Origin of the sequence: Variovorax gossypii, from assembly GCF_003965815.1 — a bacterium.
In the GTDB taxonomy this organism is placed as follows: domain Bacteria; phylum Pseudomonadota; class Gammaproteobacteria; order Burkholderiales; family Burkholderiaceae_C; genus Variovorax; species Variovorax gossypii.
Map to the genome: position 1 here is coordinate 521680 of NZ_RXOE01000001.1, position 19156 is coordinate 540835.

A 19156-nucleotide genomic window follows, 5' to 3' on the forward strand; every position below is an offset into this window, starting at 1 on the left:
CGGGTCAGGGGAGGGGGCATGCGCATGTCGGTGTCCTGCTACACGGGTTCCTGCTGCGTCGTGCAGTGGATGCCGCCGCCGCCCGCGGCGATGGCGTCGATGTTCAGCTGCACGATCTGGTGGCTGGGCAACTGGGCCGCCAGCGCATTGCGGGCCGCCGAGTCGGCGACAGCATCGCCGAATTCGGGTAGGAAAAGGGCCTTGTCGGTGATCAGGAAATTCACGTAGCCGGCGGCGAAGTCCTTGCGGGCGAACTCGGGTCGCACCTTGCCAGGCGTTTCCAGCACGACGATCTGCAGGGCACGGCCGCGTGCGTCGGTGGCCGTGCGCAGCAGTTCCAGGTGGCGCCGTGTCACCTTGTGGTCGAAGGAGGTCTCGTCGTTTTCCAGCGCCGCGACGATCACGCCCGGCTTGATGAAGCGGGCATAGAAGTCGGTATGGCCGTCCGTGATGTCGCGGTTGGCGATGCCCGGCAGCCAGATGATCTTTTCCAGGCCCAGCAGTCGCTTGAGCTCGACTTCGGCGTCGGCCTTGCTGACGCCAGGATTTCGGTTGGCGTTGAGCACGCAGCTCTCGGTGATGATGGCCGTGCCTTCGCCGTCGACTTCGATGCCGCCGCCTTCCATCACGAGCCGGCTGCGCAGCAGCGGAACACCGGACAGTTCGGCCATGCGCGCGGCCACCGTGGCGTCGCGGGCGTGCGGCTGCTTGTTGCCCCATCCGTTGAAATTGAAGCTCACCGCGGCGCGCTCGCCGCGGGCGTTGCGAACGAAGACGCAGCCGGTGTCGCGCATCCAGAGGTCGTCGATCTCGTGCTGGATCAGTTGCACGTTGGAGCCGCAGAGCTGCCGGGCCGTGGCGAAATCGTCCGCGCCCACAAGCATCTTGACCGGTTCATAGACGCTGATCGCGTTGGCGATGCGCGCCAGGGCCTGCTGCACCGGCTGGCGCATGGGCGCGGTCCACACGGATTCGCGGGCGGCGAAAGCCATCCAGACTGCGCGGTGCGGAGCGCTTTCGTCGGGCATGCGCCAGGCTTCGGCGGGCTGCGGGGAGGGCGAAGGGGCGTTCGGGGAGGGTGTTGGAAAAGGAGCCGGCATGGGGAACAAGGCTTGGGAGCCGCCACCGCCACTACCGCCGCCGCCGCATGCGGCAAGGATGCCGCTCATGAATCCGAGGCTGCCAAGGCCCATCAGGGCACGTCGAGTCGTCATTGAAAAAATCTACGGGTAACTACTGAGGCATCGGATTCTGTCGACCTTTACTCATTTGAAAAACTGATCTTTTCTGGACTGATTGGGCAATCCAGCTCATGAATTGGATGTCAGCCCTTGGAATACGCCAGCAGGCTGTCGAATACCTGCCGAACGAGCGGCAGGCGCGGCTCGCCCTCGGTGCGCGAGATCCAGAGCGTGCCGAGCGGCAGGCTCGGGTATGCGGCGAGGTGCCGCAACTGGCCGCTGCGCAAGGCTTCGTCGGCCAGCAGGCGCGACAGGAGCGCCACGCCATGGCCGCGCAAGGCGGCGTCGAGCAGAAGGCGCGGATCGTCGTAGATCGCGAGCCTGCGCAGGTTGCCGAAATGCTCACGGATGAAGGGGCCGATGCGGTCGCTCGTGAGGTCGGTTTCCAGGCAGAGCATTCCCGCAGGCTGGCCATCGGAGTCCGGGCGCACGACGGCCACGAGCTCGTCGTCGAGCAGCGGGACTTCGAGCACGCCGCGCTGCTTGAGCGGTTCGCGCGTGATGGCGATGTCGACGTCCATTTCGTCGATATAGCGCGCGGTTTCGTCGATGGAGATGATTGGACAGAGCGCCGGATGCTCCTGCAGCAGCCGGTCGACGCGCGGTTGCAGCCAGCCCTTGACGACCGGCGCCGGACAGACCAGCGTGACGAGGCTGTCGTCCATGTAGGTCTCGATGCGGCTCAGGCCGCTGCGGATCTGGTCGAGCGATTTGCCCACGCTGTCGAGCAGCAGTCGGCCGGAGACAGTCAGCTCGACGCCGCGACCTTTGCGCCTGAACAGCGGCTGGCCGACTTGCTCCTCGAGCTGCGCGATCTGATGGCTCACGGCGGACTGGGAGATGCAGAGTTCTTCCGCGGCGCGCGAGTAGCTTCCCAGGCGGGCGGCAGCTTCGAAGCCGATCAGGAATCTGAAGGAAGGCAGTCTGGCGTTCGACATGGTGCGGGGGATTCTTGGGGTGATTCGATGCTAATGCTCGGTGGATGGGAGTCTGCTCGGATGCATTCATATCGTACACAATGTTCATTATGTTAAATAATGTGGAGACTCAAATCTATGGACTATTGCCGGCAGCCCCCGCTGCCGGCACCCAGGTTCAGGGCTGGAAATACAGGTCCGAGAAACTTCCCCGGATGTGCTCCCCCGTCGGCGCATAGTCGCGCACCTTCTTCGCCACGACCGTGATCGCCGGATTGGCACCCAGCTCGATCGACGGAATGTCCCGGTGCACGATCTGCTGGAAGTCGGTGAACAACTGCCGGCGCTTGCCTTCATCGACTTCGACCGCAGCCGCCTCCAGCAGACGATCCACTTCCGGATTCACGTAGTGCGGCGCATTGGAGAACGGCAGCCCGATCTTGAAGTTCTTCGACCAGAACACCCGCTGCACGCCCACAGTGGGATCGAAAAGATTCGTGAGACTTTCCAGCGTCAGGTCGAAGGCGCGATCCGTATAGGCCTTGGTGACGTAGGTCGCGAAGTCGTAGCTCTCGACCGCCGCATCGATGCCGACTCGCCCCAGCGACTGGCGCACGAAGTCCGCCGCGCGCCGTTCCTGGAAGGGGTTGTAGAGCACCCGCAGCTTCAGCCGCGTACCGCCGGCACCGCGCTTGAAGCCGGTCGCGTCGAGCGCCGCCTCGGCTTCCTTCGGATTGAACGGATACGGCTGGATGCTCGCATCGTGATAGCGCGAGATGCCCTTCCCTATCGGCGATGCCGACGGCGTCCCGTAGCCGTACCACACCGTCTTCGCGAACGCATTGACGTCGATGGCCTGCGCGATCGCCTTCCGCACCTCGAGCTTCTGCAGCGCGGGCGTGTCCAGGTTGAAGTAGATCTGCTGATGGCTGCCCAGGTACGGCGAGATACGCGTGTCGATCTCGATCCCGGCCAGCTTCCTGAACCGCTCCACGTCCGACAGCGGAATGCCGCCCGTCCCGTTCGCGAGATCGGCCGCGCCCGACTCCAGCGCCGCAGCGCGCGCCGCGGCGTCGAGCACGAAGCGCACCACGACGCGGTCCAGGTAGGGCTTGGGCTTGTCCCAGTAGTTCGGATTGCGCTCCAGGATGATGTGGCTACCCTGCACCCACTCCTTGAACACGAAGGGCCCGGTGCCCACCGGCGCGCTGTTGTACTTGCTGGCGGCGATGTCCGTGCCTTCGTACAGGTGCTTCGGCACGATCGGCGATTCGGTCGAGGCCAGCGCCGTCAGCAGGAACGGCGACGGTTTGCTCAAGACGATGACAGCCGTGTACGGGTCAGGCGTCTTCACCTCCACCACGTTGGCGAAAGTGCCGCGTCCGCGCGGGTGGACCTGCTTGAGCGTCAGGATCGAGAAGGCCACGTCGGCCGACGTGAAGTCCTTGCCGTCATGCCATTTCACGCCCTTGCGCAGCTCGAAGGTGTATTGCAGGCCGTCCTTGCTCTGCGACCACGCCGTGGCGAGCAGCGGCTTCGGCTTGAGTTCGTAGTCGTAGGTCAGCAGCCCCTCGACGATCTTCGGGCCGATCTCGGCGTTGCCGCCGGCGGTGGTCGTCAGAGGAACGATCGAGGAAGGAACGGGATTGATCAGCCAGTTCAGCGTGCCGCCCTGGCGCGGCTGGGCCGTGGCAGCCAGCGCCGCGAAGGCGAAAACAGCGGCCACGGCCGATGCCGCACGGTGCGGGGTCGACCGCGTGTGATTCCGGAACGTCATGTTTTCTCGCTCAGAAAGCCGGGATCACCGCGCCCTTGTACTTGTCCTGGATGAACTTGCGGACTTCCGGCGTGTGCAGCGCGGCCACCAGCTTCGTAACGGCCGGCGAGCTCGCGTTGTCCTTGCGCGAAGCGATGAAGTTGGCATAGGGCGATTTCTGGCCGCTCTCGATGAAGAGCGCGTCCTTGCCCGGATCGAGCTTCGCCTCGAGCGCGTAGTTGGTGTTGATCAGCGCCAGGTCCACGTCGGGCAGCGCGCGCGGCAGCTGGGCCGATTCGAGCTCGCGGATCACCAGCTTCTTCGGGTTGGAGACGATGTCGCGCGCGGTCGACTTGATGTTGGACGGGTCCTTCAGCTTGATCAGCCCTTCCCGCGCCAGCAGCGACAGCGCGCGGCCCGAGTTCGACGGATCGCTCGGAATCGCGACCACGGCGCCCTCGCGCAGCTCCGAAGCCTTGCGGATCTTCTGCGAGTAGGCGCCGAAGGGCTCGATGTGCACGTCGCTGTTGGGCACTTCAACGATGTCGGTCTTGCGGTCCTTGTTGAAGGACTCGAGGTACGGCCGGTTCTGGAAGAAATTGGCGTCCAGCTGCTTGTCGCTCACCGCCAGGTTCGGCTGCACGTAGTCGTTGAATACGCGCACCTGCAGGTCGACGCCCTGCGCCTTGAGTTGTGGCCGGACGAACTCGAGGATCTCGGCATGCGGCACCGGCGATGCGGCCACGCGCAGCACCTCCTGTGCGTGTGCGGCGGCACCGAGGCCAGCAAGGGCAGCAAGCGTCATCACAGAGAAAGCGCGTCGGGATGAAAGCAACATGGTTCGGGGTTCCCTCGGGAAATATGAAACAGGTTTTTGTCGGTGGCCTTCTTCACGCATCAAGCGAGAAGGCCGGGGCGCCGCAGGTTAGCCGCGCAGCCCTTTCGCTCAAACAACGGATGGGCGCTTCCATATCTGTTTTTCGCATGCACGAGCTTGCAAGCTCGGGCCGCCGCTTCTTATGCATGCACCGGCTAAGCAATCCCAAAAGCCTTCTTTGGCGAGCGTGCAGGCCGCGCGTAGCCTGCGCCGTTCCTTCCTTTCCCACCGAGGAATCCGCAGATGAACGATCGTTTGAACCGCGTGCACGCATCGCGCTCCGCCGCCGTGAAGGCCGGCCTCGACCATCCCGTGATCGACACGGATGTCCACGTCAACGACTACGCGCCCGTGCTCGAGGACTACGTCGCGCAGTACGGCGGCAACAAGCTCGTCGATGCACTGCGCAAGGCGCTGGGCGGGCGCTTCGTCACGCGCAACGGCGGCGGCAAGGACTGGTACCAGCAGACGCCCGAGGAGCGCCAGTTCCACCGCACGCTGCGCGCGCCCTGGTGGGCCCGCGTGACGCGCAACACCTACGACCTCGCCACCTACACGCTGCCCGCGCTGCTGTACGAGCGCCTCGGCGAGCAGGGCTCGGACTACTCGATCCTGTTCCCCAACGACGTGCTCTCCCCTGCCGCTGCCGGCAGCGAATATCGCCAGCCGCTGCACCGCGCAATCAACCACTTCCATGCCGACCAGTACCGGCCCTACGCCGACCGCCTGACACCGGTGGCGGGCATTCCGCTGCACACGCCGCAGGAAGGCATCGAGGAGCTGGAGTTCGCGGTCAAGACGCTCGGTCTGAAGGTGATCAACATCGCCGGCGGCGTGCGTCGCCCGATCCGCGCCATCGTCGAGAAGTACCCGGCCGCCGAGCACCCCGAGATCGCCAGGCAGGTGGGCTACATCGACTTCTACGGCATCGACAGCGAGCACGACTACGACCCGTTCTGGGCCAAGGTGGTCGAGCTCGGCGTGCCCGTGACCACGCACTACGGCAGCCAGGGATGGACGGGCCGGCAGTCGATCAGCAACTACATGAACAACCACATCGGCCATTTCGCCGACGGCTCGCAGGCCTTCGCCAAGGCGTTGTTCTTCGGCGGCGTGACGCGGCGCTTCCCGGGCCTGCGCGTGGGCCTGCTCGAAGGCGGTGCCGACTGGGGAGCGCATGTCTACACGCACCTCGTGGACCGCTGGGAGAAGCGCAACAGGCATGCGCTGCGCAACTACGATCCCGCCGAGGCCGACGTCGAGCTGCTCGCATCGCTGTTCGAGCGCTACGGTGCCGACTTCCTCAAGGGCCGCACGCTCGACAAGTCGAAGCTGCTGCGCGACAGCCTCGGTATTTCCGCGCTGCCGCACAGCCGCGAGCCGAACGAATCGGAGATCGACGACTTCGCGCTCGCCGGCATCGAGAAGGTCGAGGACATCCGCGACCGCTGGGTCGACAACTTCTACTTCGGCTCCGAGGCGGACGACCGCACCGTGGCCGCGGCCTTCAACGACCGCGTGAACCCGCTGGGAACCAAGATCAACGCGATCTGGTCGTCCGACGTAGGCCACTGGGACGTGCCCGAATTCACCGAGCCGCTGGCCGAGACCTGGGACCTCGTGCAGCAGGGCGTCATCTCCGCCGCCGACTTCAAGGCCTTCGTCTTCGGGAACCCGTATCGCTTCTACACCGAGGCCAACCCGCGCTTCTTCGAAGGCACCGAAGTCGGCCGCAAGCTCGGCCTGAAAGGCGGCAAGTGAACCGGGTGCATCCTTTCTTCGCCAACCTGCGCCGCTGGGCCGCCCCGCCCCTCGCCCTGGTCTTCGCCCTGGCCCTCACGGCGGCAGCCGTCTCGCCCGCACAGGCCGCGCCGGACACCATCCGAATCGGCGTCGCCACCGCGGGCGGCGGCGATCCCGTCACCTGGGGCGGCTCGCCGGGCGGCGTCGCGCGCGTCAACAACTGGCTGGAGGACGAGTTCAAGGCCTCGGGCATCAAGGTCGAGTGGCTGTTCTTCAAGGGCGCCGGCCCGGCTGTGAACGAGGCGCTTTCCAACAAGCAGATCGATTTCGCCTACCAGGGCGACCTGCCGCAGATCGTCGGCCGCTCCAACGGCCTGAAGACCAAGCTGCTGCTGGTGAGCGGCGCGCGCAACAACCTCTACCTGGTGGCGCCGCCGAAATCGGACATCAAGTCGATCAAGGACCTGAAGGACCGCACCGTCTCGATCTTCCGCGGCACCAACGGCCATCTCGTCGCCATCAACGTGCTGGCGGCCAACGGGCTGGCCGAACGCGACATCAAGGGCGTGAACCTCGACACCGGCAGCGCGCAGGCCGCGCTGGTGTCGAACGGCGTCGATGCGGCCTTCGGCGGCTACGAGTGGTTCAAGGTGCGCGATCAGGGCCTGGCCAAGGTGGTGTATTCCACGCAGGGACAAGACCCGGCCTTCACGCGCCAGGCCTCGCTGCTGGTTCGCTCCGAGTTCGAGCAGGCCAACCCGGCCGAGGTGCAGCGCGTGGTCGACGTGTTCGTGCGCGCGGCGCGCTGGTCGTCCGACGAGAAGAACCGCGACGAGCTGTTCCGCATCTGGGCGCGCAGCGGCACGCCGGTCGCGTCGTGGGCGGCGGAGTTCGACCAGCAACAGCTCGCCGCGCGCAACTCGCCGCTGGTCGACGACTTCATCATCGGGCGTTACAAGGCCGTGGTGGCCGATGCGCTCAAGCTCAAGCTGATCCGCCGCGAGGTGTCGATCGACGACTGGTTCGACACGCGCTACCTGAAGAACGCGCTGAAGAAGCAAGGGCTGGAGAACTACTGGACGGCCTACGACGCCAAGGGCAATCCCAAGGCTGGTTCTGCCGCATCGGTCGCGGCCAGATGAGCGCCGAAGCCGAGCTGACGGCCGTCCTGCAACCGCGTGACGACACACCCGCGTCCGGCAGGGCGCGAGCTCTCGCCCCGTCGCTGTCCTGGCGCCGCATCGCCCGCCTCGGCGAGGGCGCCCTCCCCTGGCTCCTGCCCGTCGCGCTGCTCGCGCTCTGGTACACGGGCGCCGAGCAGGGCTGGATCTCTCCGCAGGTACTGCCGCCGCCCCGGTTCGTCTGGGAAACCCTGCGCGACCTGGCCACCAGCGGCGATCTCTGGCTGCACGTGAGCACCAGTTTCGCGCGCGTGGGCATCGGCTTCGCCGTCGGCACGCTGCTGGGCTTCGTGCTGGGCACCGCCATGGGCCTGTCGCGCAGCTTCGAGGCCTATGTGCTGCCCACCTTCAATGCGCTGGTGCAAATCCCGGTGCTGGCCTGGCTGCCCTTCGTGCTGCTGATCGTGGGCATCGGCGAGCCGCTGAAGTACATCCTGATCGCCAAGGCGGCCCTGGTGCCGGTGGCACTGAACACGCTGCAGGGCTTCCGCCAGACGCCGGTTTCGCTGCGTGAGGTGGGCGAGGTCTACGGCTACGACCGGCGCCAGCAGGTGCTCGAGATCGTGCTGCCGCACGCCGTGCCCACGCTCTTCACCGGCGTACGGCTGGGCTTCACCAAGGCCTGGCTCTCGCTGGTCGTGGTGGAACTCGTGGCCTCAAGCGAAGGGCTGGGCTATCTCATCGTCTACGGACGCCAGCTGTTCCAGCTCGACCTGGTGATGGCGGCCGTGATCGTGGTGGGCGCCATCGGCTATGCCATCGACCGCCTGCTCGACAGGCTCGAGGCCGCCGTGCGCCGGCGCCAGCCCGGCGGAGCCGCGCGATGAGCACCTCCACGCAGGATGCGGCCGAACTGGCCGTGGTGCAGCCGCTGCGCCCCGAGCAGCGCGGCCGCTGGCGCGGCTTCGTGCTGCCCGTGGCGGCCGTCGCGTTGTGGTGGCTGCTGTCGTCGCTGGACGTCGTCAACTCGGCGCTGCTGGTCTCCCCGGCCAAGGTGTTCGGCACTGCCGTCGACCAGGTGGCCAGCGGGCGCCTCTGGCGCGCATTGAGCGCCAGCCTGGCGCGCGAGGCCACGGGCTTCCTGATCGGCACCGCCTCGGGCCTGGTGCTCGGCGCGCTGCTGGGGCTGTCGCCGCTTTTCAACCGCATCGTCGGACCGAGCTTCAACACCTTCAAGCAGATCTCGCTGTTCGCCTGGATTCCGCTGATCTCGGTGTGGTTCGGCCTCGGCGACGTGGCCAAGGTGGTATTCCTCTCGCTGGCCGCGCTGGTGCCCGTGGTGGTCAACACCTGCGACGGCATCCGCACCACGCCTGCGCCCTTGCTCGAAGTGGCGCGCGTCTACGGCTACACGCGCTGGCAGACCGTCACGCAGGTGGTGCTGCCGGCCGCCCTGCCCTCGATCTTCACGGGCGTGTACCTGGCGCTCATCTATTCCTGGCTCGCGACCATCGGCGCCGAATACCTGCTGGTGGCCGGCCGCGGCATCGGCAACACGCTGATCGAAGGCAGCGAGCATTTCCAGATGGACCTGGTGATCTTCGGCATGTTCGTGATCGGCCTTGTCGGCTGGCTCATGAACGCCTCGGCCCGCGCGCTCGAGCGCAGGCTGGCGCGCTGGACGGGCCGCAGCAGCTGAAACCGCACAACCGCACGCAACGAACAAATGAGCAACGCCACCACCCCGACAGTTTCGTCGAACGCACTCGACATCCGCGCCCTCGGCAAGCGCTACGCGAGCACGCAGGCCGACGGCGGCGAGCTGCAGGTGCTCGAAGGCATCGACCTGCACGTGCCCGCCGGGCGCTTCGTGAGCATCGTCGGCGCGAGCGGCTGCGGCAAGTCGACGCTGCTGCGCCTCATCCTCGGGCTCGACGCGCAGTACGAAGGCCAGATCCTGCTCGGCGGCCAGCCCATTTCGGGCACCGGGCGCGAGCGCGGCATCGTGTTCCAGGACCATCGGCTCTTTCCGTGGCTGACGGTGGCGCAGAACATCGCCGTCGGCCTGCGCAACGCGCCATTCACCGCGAAGGAAAAGGCCGAACTCGTGGCCGAGCACGTCGCGCTCGTGGGCCTGAACGGCTTCGAACGCTCGTGGCCGCATCAGATTTCCGGCGGCATGGCCCAGCGCGTGGCGATCGCGCGCGGGCTCGTCAACCGCCCGCGCGTGCTGCTGCTCGACGAGCCCTTCGGCGCGCTCGACGCGCTCACGCGATCCCGGCTGCAGAACGAGCTGCAGCGCATCTGGCAGCAGGAGCGCATCACGATGCTGCTGGTCACGCACGACGTGGAGGAAGCCGTCTTCCTCGGCGACCGCGTGGTGGTGATGCAGCCTTCGCCGGGGCGCATCCGGCGCATCGTCGACGTCGACCTGCCCCATCCGCGCAACCGCAGCGATCCGGAATTCATCCGGCTGCGCGACGACGTGCTGAGCGACTTCCTGGACACCGAACCGCGACCGCGCGCCGAGCCGCCCGCCAGGGGCGGGCTCGCCGCGGGCAACGTCGCCCTGCCGCAGCTGCAACTCGCCTGGTGAGCCCTCCGCCGGCCCTGCCCGGCGGTTTTTCTTTCTTCGAGGAACACATCCCAATGACCCAACGCAAGGGCTTCCTGAGCCTGGGCGCCTTTCTCTATCCGAGCGGGCACCACATCGCCGCCTGGCGCCATCCCGAGGCCAAGGCCGATGCCGGCATCGACTTCAGGCACTACATCGAGCTCGCACAGGCCGCCGAGGCCGCGAAGTTCGACCTGATCTTCCTGGCCGACGGCGTGGGCACGCGCGGCGACAACGTCGACTTCCTGAGCCGCACCGCGCACAGCTACCAGGCGCAGTTCGAGCCCATCACCCTGCTCTCCGCGCTGGCCGCGGTGACGCAGCGCATCGGCCTCGTGGCCACAGCCTCCACCAGCTTCAACGAGCCGTATCACATCGCGCGCAAGTTCGCCTCGCTCGACCACATCTCGGGCGGCCGCGCGGGCTGGAACCTGGTCACTTCCTCGAGCGCCCACGAAGCGCGCAACTTCAACCGCGAGGAACACTTCGCGCATGCCGACCGCTACGAGCGCGCCAGCGAGTTCGCCGACGTGGTCGCGGGCCTGTGGAACAGCTGGGAAGACGACGCCTTCGAGCGCGACAAGGCCGGCGGCCGCTTCTACGACCCCGACAAGCGCCATGTGCTGCATCACCGCGGCAAGCATTTCTCGGTGCAGGGGCCGCTCAACGTTTCGCGCCCGCCGCAGGGCCACCCGGTGGTCGTGCAGGCAGGCTCCTCCGAGGCCGGCAGGGAGCTTGCCGCGCGCACCGCCGAGGCGGTGTTCACCGCGCAGCAGACGCTGGAGGACGCGGTCGCCTTCTACGCCGACATCAAGGGGCGCCTTGCCAGGTACGGCCGCGACGCCGACGACCTGAAGATCCTGCCCGGCGTGTTCCCGGTGGTGGGCCGCAGCGAAAGCGAGGCGAAGGAAAAGTTCGAGCAGCTGCAGTCGCTGATCGATCCGGTCGTGGGCCTCGCGCTGGTGTCGGGCCTCACGGGCGGCTTCGACCTGTCGGGTCATCCGCTCGACGGGCCCATTCCGCCGCTGCCCGAGACCAATGCCAGCAAGAGCCGCCAGCAGCTGATGATCGACCTGGCGCGGCGCGAGAACCTCACGATCCGCCAGCTCTACCAGCGCGTGGCCGGCGCGCGCGGCCATTGGCAGCTGGTGGGCACGCCCGGGCAGATCGCCGACCAGCTCGAGGAGCGCTTCGTGCACCACGGCGCCGACGGCTACAACATCATGGCGCCGACGCTGCCCGGCGGGCTCACCGACTTCATCGCGCTGGTGCTGCCCGAGCTGCGCCGCCGAGGGCTCTTCCGCAGCGAGTACGAAGGCCGGACGCTGCGCGAGCATCTCGGCCTGAAGCGGCCGGCCCACCCTGCCCCGGCCGCGCGCAAGGCGATCGCCGGGGCGAGAGAGGCAACGCCGCTCAGCGTGCCAGCAGCTGGTTGAGCTTCTGCTGGGCGTATTCCTCGTTGGTGGTTCCGTCCGGTGCCTTGGCCCCCCAGAAGTCGGCGTTCCACTTGATCGCCTTCTTCTCCACTTCGGGGCTGTTCGTCCAGTAGTCGCGCAGCTTCGGGTCGGCCGCCGCGTACACGCGCGGCGACGGCAGCGCAACGCTGGTGGCTTCGGCCAGGCGTGCCGCGCGCTCCGCGTCGAGGCGGAACGACAGCAGCTTGAGCGCGGCATCGTGATGCGGCGCGTCCTTCGGGATCGAGAAGAAGTCGTAGTAGGTGAAGGCCTGGTCCCAGGTCAGCTCCAGCGGCGCGTTGGCGTCTTCCTTCTTCAGGCGGGCGACCGGGCCGGTGTACGAGAGGCAGGCCGAGGCCTCGCCGTCCAGCAGCAGCTGCGGTGCCTGCGAGTTGGTCAGCCACCACTTGACCACGTGCGGCTTGATCTCCGCGATCTTGCGCAGCGCGCGTTCGAAGTCGACCGGGTAGATCTTGTCGGCCGGCACGCCGTCGGCCAGCAGCGCCGACTCGAACACGAAGCGCGACCACTGCGGCAGGCAGCGCTTGCCCGGGAAGTCCTTCACGTTCCAGAAGTCGGCCCAGGTCTTCGGGTACTTCTTCGACGGGAAGGCTTCCTTGTTGTAGACCAGCGCCACGCCGATCACCTGCAGCGCCACGCCCTTGGGCCGCACGGCTTCCTTCGGCAGCGAAGCGACGGTCTTCTGCGCCTCGGGAGACAGTTTCTTGTAGTCGATCTCGGCGAGGTAGGGGTCGAGCAGGCGGACTTCCTGGTCGAAGATGAAGCTCAGGTCCCACTCGGTGCGCTTCGCCTCCACCTGCGCCTTGACGCGCGGTCCGCCGCGGGCCTCCTGCACGGTCAGCACCTTGATGCCGGTTTCCTTGGTGAACGGGTCGTACACCAGCCGGCGCAGGTTCTCGCCATAGGTGCCGCCGGGGTCCTGCGTGACGACTTCCTTCGCCTGGCTCCAGGCCGGACCGACGCCACAGATGCTGCCCAGCGCGATCGCGAGCGCGGTCAGGGCCTGCAGCGGACGGGGGCTTCTCTTTCTCTGCTTCATGCGGATGCTTTCTTTCTGCGAATGACAAACAAGGGGAACGAAAGGAGTTCGGCGCTCAGCGCCGCTGGCGCGCGGCCCATGCGGAGCGCGCGAAGAACAGGCCGACGACGATCAGCGCGACCTCGAAGGTCGCCACCACCGCCGGCACGGGGTCGAGCTTGTAGTTGACGTTGCCCCACAGCCGCAGCGGCAGCGTCGTCATGCGCGCACCGCTCAGGAACATGGAAAGCACGAGGTCGTCGAAGGAATGCAGGAACGCGAAGAACGACGCGGCGAGCACCCCCGGGCGAATGGCCGGCAGCGTGACGAAGCGGAACACCCGCCACGGCGAGGCACCGTGTACCGCCGCCGCCTGCTCCTGGCGAGCGTCCACCGCCTGCAGGCTCGCCGCGACGATCACCAGGACCAGCGGTATGGCGCCGATGGCGTGCGCCGCAGCGAGCCCGGTCACGCTGCCCGCGAGATCGGCCCGCAGGAACAGGCTGTAGAGCGACAGGCCGAGCACCACGCCGGGCACGATCATCGGGCTCACCAGCAGCGTCATCCAGGCCGACTTGGCCGGCAGCGAGGAGCGCACGAGCCCGAACGCAGCGGCCGTGCCCAGCACGACGGAGATCGCTGTCGCGAGCAGCCCGACCGCGACGGATGTGCCGAGCGAGGACATCCAGGCCGAATCGGACAGGAACTTCTCGTACCACCGCAACGAATACGCCGGCGGCGGAAAGCGCATGTAGGCCGAGTCGCTGAACGAAATGAGAGCCGCCACCACGATGGGCAGCAGCAAGGTCGCGTAGGCCACGACCGCCAGCCCGCCCGACAGCAGCCGTCCGAGCCACGACGGCACGAGGCCGAGCGCGCGCAGCAGCGGCCAGCCGAACAGGTCGGCCGCGCGTTCGAGCACTGCGCGCCGCCACGACGACCGCCGTCCGTGCGCCGCTTCACGCGGCGACTTGCCCGCGCGCTGGCCGCCCCAGATGAATTCCAGCCCGAGAAAGCGTGCCGCGACCACGACAACCAGCAAGGTCACCGCCAGCAGCACCGCCGCCAGCGCCTGCAGGAAGCCGCCGCTGGCCAGGAAGTCGGCCTGCTGCGTGATATGCATCGCGAACATCTGGTCGGCCGGGCCGCCCAGCAGCGAAGGCGTGATGAAGAAGCCCAGCGCCGAAATGAAGACCAGCAGCACGCCCGCGAGCAGGCCGGGCAGCGTCTGCGGGAAGAGCACGCGCCAGAACACCGCGAGCGGCCCTGCCCCGCTGGCCGTGGCGGCGCGCTGCACCAGCGGGTCGATGCGCGCCAGGCTGCCGCCCACGGTGAGCACCAGCAGCGGCAGCAGCACCGCGCTGATCGAGATCAGCACCGAGGCGCGGTTGAAGATCAGCGGCAGCGGCGCGTCGACCAGGCCCAGTGCGAGCAGCAGCTTGTTGATAGGCCCGTTGCGCCCGAGCAGCACCATCCACGAGTAGGTGCGGATCAGCACCGAGATGAAATAAGGCAGCACCACGGCCGCCGTCAGCACCAGCTTCCAGGTGCCGCGCGCGCGGTGGATCAGCAGCGCCGTCGGGTAGCCGAAGAGCGCGCACAACGCGGCCACCGCGGCGGCGATGCCGAAGGTGCGCAGCAGCGAATCGCGGTACAGCGGCACCTCGAACACGCGCGCGTAGTACGAGAGCCCGGCTTCGCCCGCGACGCTCAGGTGCAGCAGGTCGACCAGCGGAAGGATGTAGAAGAACGCGAAGAACAGCAGCACCGGCGCGAGCAGCCATGCCGGGTTGCGCAGGTCGAGCCGCGCGGACAGGGGCGGCCGGGCCGGGGCTGCCGCCGCCGCGCTCACGCGAGCACCCACGCGTCGCCCGCATGCCAGGCCAGGTGCACGGCTTCGCCGGCGAGCGGCAGCCGGGCATCGCGCGGATCGAGGCAGCGCACCTGCACCTTGTCGCTCGAGGGCAGCACGGCATCGATGCGCAGGATCTCGCCAAGGAATACGGTCGATTCGACCGTGGCGACCAACGCGCCCGGCGTGCCCGGTGCCACCAGCGCCACGCGCTCGGGCCGCACCAGCACCTTGACCTGCTGGCCGGGCGCCAGCGCGGCGCCGGCATGGCGCGCCTCGAACAGGTGCGCATCGCCGGACTGCAGCACGACCTCCTCGCCCTGCACCCGCAGCACGCGGGCGTCGAGCACGTTGGATTCGCCGACGAAGCGGGCCACGAATTCGCTGCCCGGCTGCCGATACAGCGCGCCGGGCGTGCCGATCTGCACGATCCGGCCCTGGTCCAGCACCGCGATGCGGTCGCTCAGCGCCAGCGCCTCGCCCTGGTCGTGGGTGACGAAGACGATGGTGGTGCCGAGCGTGCGATGAAGCGCGCGGATCTCGATCTGGATCGCCTCGCGCAGGCGCCGGTCGAGCGCGCTCAGCGGCTCGTCCATCAACACCACAGGCGGCCTTCGCACGATGGCGCGCGCAATGGCCACCCGCTGCTGCTGCCCGCCGCTGAGCTGCGCGGGCAGGCGTTCGGCGTAGTCGCCCAGGTGCAGCAGCTTGAGCGTTTCGCCGATTCGCCGTGCGCTTTCCGCGCGGCCGAGGCCCGCCATGCGCAACGGAAAGCCGACGTTCTGCGCCACTGTCATGTGCGGGAACAGCGCGTAGTGCTGGAACACCATGCCGAAGCCGCGCCGGTGCGGCGGCACTCCGCGTACCGAGCGGCCGTCGACCAGGATGTCGCCCGCGTCCACTTCGGCGAAGCCCGCGATGGCGCCCAACAGCGTGGTCTTGCCGCTGCCGCTCGGGCCCAGCAGCGTGATGAACTCGCCGGGTTCGATCTGCAGGTCGACGTTGTCCACCGCGGTGAAGCGGCCGAAGCGCCTGCTCAGGCCGCGGATCGAGATGGCGCTGCCGATGGAGGCCGCGCGCGCGGGCGCACCGTCGCGCGCTGTTGCGGTTGCGGTGCGCAGGGTTTGCCCGCGCAGGGGAATGTCGGTGCCGATGGAACTCATGAAGACTGTGCCTGCAGGAAGGAATGGCCGTGGACCGCGCGCCCGCCGACCAGCGTCAGCTCCGCGCGGATGTGCGCGAGCGCGTCCACGGGCGCGGTGAGCGGATCGGCATCGAGCACTGCGAGGTCGGCCCAACGGCCCGGTGCCAGCGTGCCCTTGCGGTCCTCCTCGAAGCTGAGGAAGGCGCCGTTGCGCGTGACGGTCTGCAGCGCCTGCAGCCGCTCTAGCGCCTGGCCGGGGCCGATGGCGCGGCCCGTGGTGCGCTCCTGCCGCGCGACCGAAGCCCAGATTGCGGTGAACAGGCTCACCGGAATGTTGTCGCTGCCGGCCGCCAGCGGCAGGCCGGCTTCGAGCAGTGCGCGCTGCGGCAGGAACTGCTCCTGCCGCGCCTCGTCGGAAAGCCGCGAGGCGCCGTTCTTCCAAAGCATGTAGAACGGAATGCTCGTGACCATGAGCCCGAGCCGCCGCACGCGCGCGATGTCCTCGGCCGTGACGTAGCCCACGTGCTCGACCACCCAGCGCCGCCCCGCGAGCGGAAAGCGCGCGTCGATGGCCTCGAACACGTCGAGCACCTCGGCGAGCCGGTCGACCACCACGCTGTGCACGCGCAGGTCGTGCTCGGCCGCAAGCCATGCGTAGTCGCTGAAATCCTCGATGCGGTTGGCCCACTCGACGAAGCCCATCCAGCCTGTGTTGGGCAGCGCGCGACGAACCGCGCCGGCGGCGGCCTTGTCGCCGCCCAGCCCGATGTAGACACCGCTGACCGACAGCATCGGGTCGCCCGTGCCGCGCCCGCGCGCATACGAGAGCCAGTCGCGCATCGCGAGGCGGGCCTCCTGCACGTTCGACCAGGTCGGGCTCACGCACAGGCGCGTGCGCATCGTGAGGCCGCCCTCCTCCCACAGGCGGCGGTACACCGCGATGGTCTCGGGCGAGGAGCCGTGGCCCTCGTAGATGCTGGTGGTGCCGAAGGCGTGATAAAGCGGCAGCGAGCGCCTGAGCCCTTCGAGCCGGTCCTCGAAGCCGAAGGCCGGCACCTGCGTGAGGATGGAGAACTCGACCAGCGGGCGCTTGTTGGTCTCGACGATCACGCCGCTCGGCTGTCCGTCGGCACCGAGTTCGATGGTGAGCCCACTGCAGTCCGGGCAGGTCGCGTCGTCGATGCGGTGCAGCGCCAGCGCGCGGCTGTTGAGCGCGCTGTGCCCCGGCGGCACGCCCCAGTTGCCGAACAGGCCCGGAATGTAGACGAGATGGTCCGGCGCCACGGCATCGAGCTCGTGGCGATCGGGCATGCGCCCCTCGGCAAGGTTCGAGGGGCCGCCGAAGTAGAACGGCGGCTGCCCCACGGGCATGGTGACGATCCAGCTGCCCGGCGGCTTGCGGGCGGCCTCGGCCGCGACCACGGCCAGCACGTCCGCGATGCTGCGGGCATGCGCGAGGCTGGGGCGCAGCGTCTTGAGCCCCTCGCGCTCCATGTGCGCGTGGGCGTCGATGAGGCCGGGCACCAGCGTGCGGCCGTCGAGGTCGATCACGCGGGTTTCGGGGCCGCGTGTGCGCGCCACCTCCGCGTTGCTGCCGACCGCGAGCACGCGGTCGCCCGAGAGCGCCACGGCCTGCGCCGGCGCCGCGCCTGGCACCATGGTGAGGACCTGCCCGCCCTCGAGGATCAGGTCAGCGCCGGGCATCGGCGCCGTACCACGGGAAGAAGCGATGCAATAGCCAGGCGAAGAGCTGGTCCGCCAGGAAGCCGATGGCGCCCAGGAACAGCAACCCGACGAACATGATGTCGACGCGGAAGACCAGGTGCGCGAACGAGATCAGGAAGCCCAGCCCCTGCTCCGCGCCCACGAGTTCGGCCGCCACCAGCACCACGAAGGACACGGCCGTGGCCTGTCGCAGCCCCGCGAAGACGAAGGGCAGCGCCGCCGGCAGCGCGACCTGCACCATGGTCGCGAGCGGGCCGGCCCCGAGCGCCGCGGCCGAGCGCAGGTAGACCACCGGGATGTCGCGCACGCCGATGAAGGTGTTGACCCAGACCGGGAAGAACGCACCCCATGCGATCAGCATGACCTTCGACAGGTCGCCGAGCCCGAACCACACGATGGCCAGCGGCACGATCGCAATGGCCGGAATGGCGCGCAGCCCGTGCAGCACCGGATCGGTGAGCTGCCGCAGCGTCGCGCTGCGCCCCGTCAGCACGCCGGCGACGATGCCGCAGGAGGCGCCGAGCAGGAACCCCCACAGCGCCCGCAGCAGGCTCGCGCCCACGTGCGGCCAGATCTCGCCGGTGCGGAAGGTCATCTCCACGAACACGCCGGCCACCTGCGACGGCGGCGGGAACATCTTCGTGTTGATGCCGGGAACCACGCGCGGCGCGATCTCCCAGGCCGCGAGGAAGGCGATCACGCCGATCACGCCCAGCAGCAATTGCCGGCGACGCCCGCGACGGCGCTGCGCGAGCTGCTCGCGCCGGAAGTCGCGCTCGATGGCGAGTTTGCGCGCGTCGGCGGCGGCGTGTGTCGTCGCGCCCTCCTCCTCGCTCGGGCCGAGCTCGCGCAGGTCGTTCAGCGCGGCGCTCATGCCGTTGCCTCCTCGTTCTGCGCAAAGGCCGCGCTGATGCGCTCGTACAGCGCACCGAAGGCCGGGTCGGCACGGTTGCGCGGGTAAGGCAGGTCGATGTCGACGATCTCGCGGATGCGGCCCGGATGGGCGCTCATCACCACCACGCGCTGGGCGAGGAACACGGCCTCCTCGATGTTGTGCGTGATGAAGAAGACCGAGAGCCGCAGTTCCTGCCAGATGCGAAGCAGCTCGCGCTGAAGGCTGGTGCGGGTGAGCGCGTCGATGGCGGCGAAGGGCTCGTCCATCAGCAGCACCCTGGGCTGCGTGGCGAGCGCGCGTGCCACCGCGATGCGCTGGCGCATGCCGCCCGAAAGCTCGAAGGGATAGCGTCCGGCCGCGTGCGAAAGGCCGGTGAGCGCCAGCAGTTCCTCGGCACGGGCGCGCCGCGCCGGTGCGTCCAGGCCCTGCATCTTCAGGCCGAACTCGATGTTGCGGCGCGCGGTGAGCCACGGGAACAGCGCGTATTCCTGGAACACCACGCCACGGTCGGCGCCGGGGCCGGTCACGGGCTGCCCGCCGGCCACGACCGAGCCAGTCGTCGGCTGGATGAAGCCCGCGATCGTGTTGAGCAGCGTGGTCTTGCCGCATCCGCTCGGGCCGATGGCGCAGACGAACTCGCCCTCGCCGATATCCAGGTTCACGCCGGTCATCGCCCAGTTGAGCTCGCCGCCCGAAGACGCATAGAGCTTCGACGCGTCGCGGATGCTCACGGCGGGGCGGCCCGCCGCCCCCGTTTCCTTCACCGATGCATTCATCT

The 19156-nt window shown here is 68.3% G+C and carries 16 protein-coding genes; 6 read left to right on the forward strand and 10 right to left on the reverse strand.

What is annotated here, in order from left to right:
* Window positions 1–38 precede the first annotated feature (38 nt).
* The 4 genes from EJP69_RS02405 to EJP69_RS02420 all read right to left on the reverse strand — a co-directional run bounded on the left by EJP69_RS02405 (window position 39) and on the right by EJP69_RS02420 (window position 4719).
* Complete coding sequence (locus EJP69_RS02405; protein WP_126468597.1) at window positions 39–1028, reverse strand: agmatine deiminase family protein; 990 nt, start codon at window positions 1026–1028, stop codon at window positions 39–41.
* Window positions 1029–1324: 296 nt separating this feature from the next.
* The gene (locus tag EJP69_RS02410; RefSeq protein ID WP_126468598.1) at window positions 1325–2179 is read right to left on the reverse strand and encodes a LysR family transcriptional regulator; all 855 of its coding nucleotides are present in this window, start codon (window positions 2177–2179) and stop codon (window positions 1325–1327) included.
* A gap of 157 nt (window positions 2180–2336) precedes the next feature.
* Window positions 2337–3935 carry an ABC transporter substrate-binding protein gene (locus tag EJP69_RS02415; RefSeq protein ID WP_126468599.1) on the reverse strand — a complete coding sequence of 533 codons (1599 nt, stop codon included), beginning with the start codon at window positions 3933–3935 and terminating at the stop codon, window positions 2337–2339.
* Between the two features lie 10 nt (window positions 3936–3945).
* A complete protein-coding gene (locus EJP69_RS02420) occupies window positions 3946–4719 on the reverse strand; it encodes a MetQ/NlpA family ABC transporter substrate-binding protein (protein WP_240652007.1) in 774 nt (257 codons plus the stop codon).
* Window positions 4720–5034: 315 nt separating this feature from the next.
* On the opposite strand from EJP69_RS02420, the gene EJP69_RS02425 reads away from it, so the two are divergent.
* From EJP69_RS02425 to EJP69_RS02450, 6 genes are read left to right on the forward strand one after another with little or no spacing between them, the layout of a single operon-like run.
* Window positions 5035–6552, forward strand: coding sequence for an amidohydrolase family protein (locus tag EJP69_RS02425; RefSeq protein WP_126468601.1), 1518 nt, complete (start codon window positions 5035–5037; stop codon window positions 6550–6552).
* A 26-nt stretch (window positions 6553–6578) separates the two neighbouring features.
* On the forward strand, window positions 6579–7676 hold the full coding sequence (locus tag EJP69_RS02430; protein ID WP_420824200.1) for an ABC transporter substrate-binding protein: 1098 nt from the start codon (window positions 6579–6581) through the stop codon (window positions 7674–7676).
* Window positions 7673–8542 (forward strand): ABC transporter permease, encoded by an 870-nt coding sequence (locus EJP69_RS02435; RefSeq protein ID WP_126468602.1) that lies wholly within the window; start codon window positions 7673–7675, stop codon window positions 8540–8542. The genes EJP69_RS02430 and EJP69_RS02435 overlap by 4 nt, the downstream gene beginning before the upstream one ends.
* Window positions 8539–9354: an ABC transporter permease gene (locus EJP69_RS02440; protein ID WP_093307176.1), complete on the forward strand. Its 816-nt coding sequence runs from the start codon at window positions 8539–8541 to the stop codon at window positions 9352–9354. The genes EJP69_RS02435 and EJP69_RS02440 overlap by 4 nt, the downstream gene beginning before the upstream one ends.
* A 27-nt stretch (window positions 9355–9381) precedes the next feature.
* The gene (locus EJP69_RS02445) at window positions 9382–10251 is read left to right on the forward strand and encodes an ABC transporter ATP-binding protein (RefSeq protein WP_126468603.1); all 870 of its coding nucleotides are present in this window, start codon (window positions 9382–9384) and stop codon (window positions 10249–10251) included.
* A 53-nt stretch (window positions 10252–10304) separates the two neighbouring features.
* A complete protein-coding gene (locus tag EJP69_RS02450) occupies window positions 10305–11705 on the forward strand; it encodes an LLM class flavin-dependent oxidoreductase (protein ID WP_126468604.1) in 1401 nt (466 codons plus the stop codon).
* On the opposite strand, the gene EJP69_RS02455 is transcribed toward EJP69_RS02450, so the two are convergent.
* The 6 genes from EJP69_RS02455 to EJP69_RS02480 are packed head-to-tail and all read right to left on the reverse strand — an operon-like array spanning window position 11683 to window position 19154.
* Window positions 11683–12783, reverse strand: coding sequence for an extracellular solute-binding protein (locus EJP69_RS02455; RefSeq protein ID WP_093195129.1), 1101 nt, complete (start codon window positions 12781–12783; stop codon window positions 11683–11685). The genes EJP69_RS02450 and EJP69_RS02455 overlap by 23 nt on opposite strands.
* Window positions 12784–12838: 55 nt before the next feature.
* Complete coding sequence (locus EJP69_RS02460) at window positions 12839–14626, reverse strand: ABC transporter permease subunit (protein WP_206169274.1); 1788 nt, start codon at window positions 14624–14626, stop codon at window positions 12839–12841.
* Window positions 14611–15777, reverse strand: coding sequence for an ABC transporter ATP-binding protein (locus EJP69_RS02465; RefSeq protein WP_126468606.1), 1167 nt, complete (start codon window positions 15775–15777; stop codon window positions 14611–14613). Before EJP69_RS02465 ends, EJP69_RS02460 begins: the two co-directional genes overlap by 16 nt.
* The gene (locus tag EJP69_RS02470) at window positions 15774–17462 is read right to left on the reverse strand and encodes an amidohydrolase (RefSeq protein ID WP_206169275.1); all 1689 of its coding nucleotides are present in this window, start codon (window positions 17460–17462) and stop codon (window positions 15774–15776) included. Before EJP69_RS02470 ends, EJP69_RS02465 begins: the two co-directional genes overlap by 4 nt.
* Window positions 17449–18357 (reverse strand): ABC transporter permease, encoded by a 909-nt coding sequence (locus EJP69_RS02475; RefSeq protein WP_126468607.1) that lies wholly within the window; start codon window positions 18355–18357, stop codon window positions 17449–17451. Before EJP69_RS02475 ends, EJP69_RS02470 begins: the two co-directional genes overlap by 14 nt.
* Window positions 18354–19154 (reverse strand): ABC transporter ATP-binding protein, encoded by an 801-nt coding sequence (locus tag EJP69_RS02480; protein ID WP_093307169.1) that lies wholly within the window; start codon window positions 19152–19154, stop codon window positions 18354–18356. The genes EJP69_RS02475 and EJP69_RS02480 overlap by 4 nt, the downstream gene beginning before the upstream one ends.
* Window positions 19155–19156 lie beyond the last annotated feature (2 nt).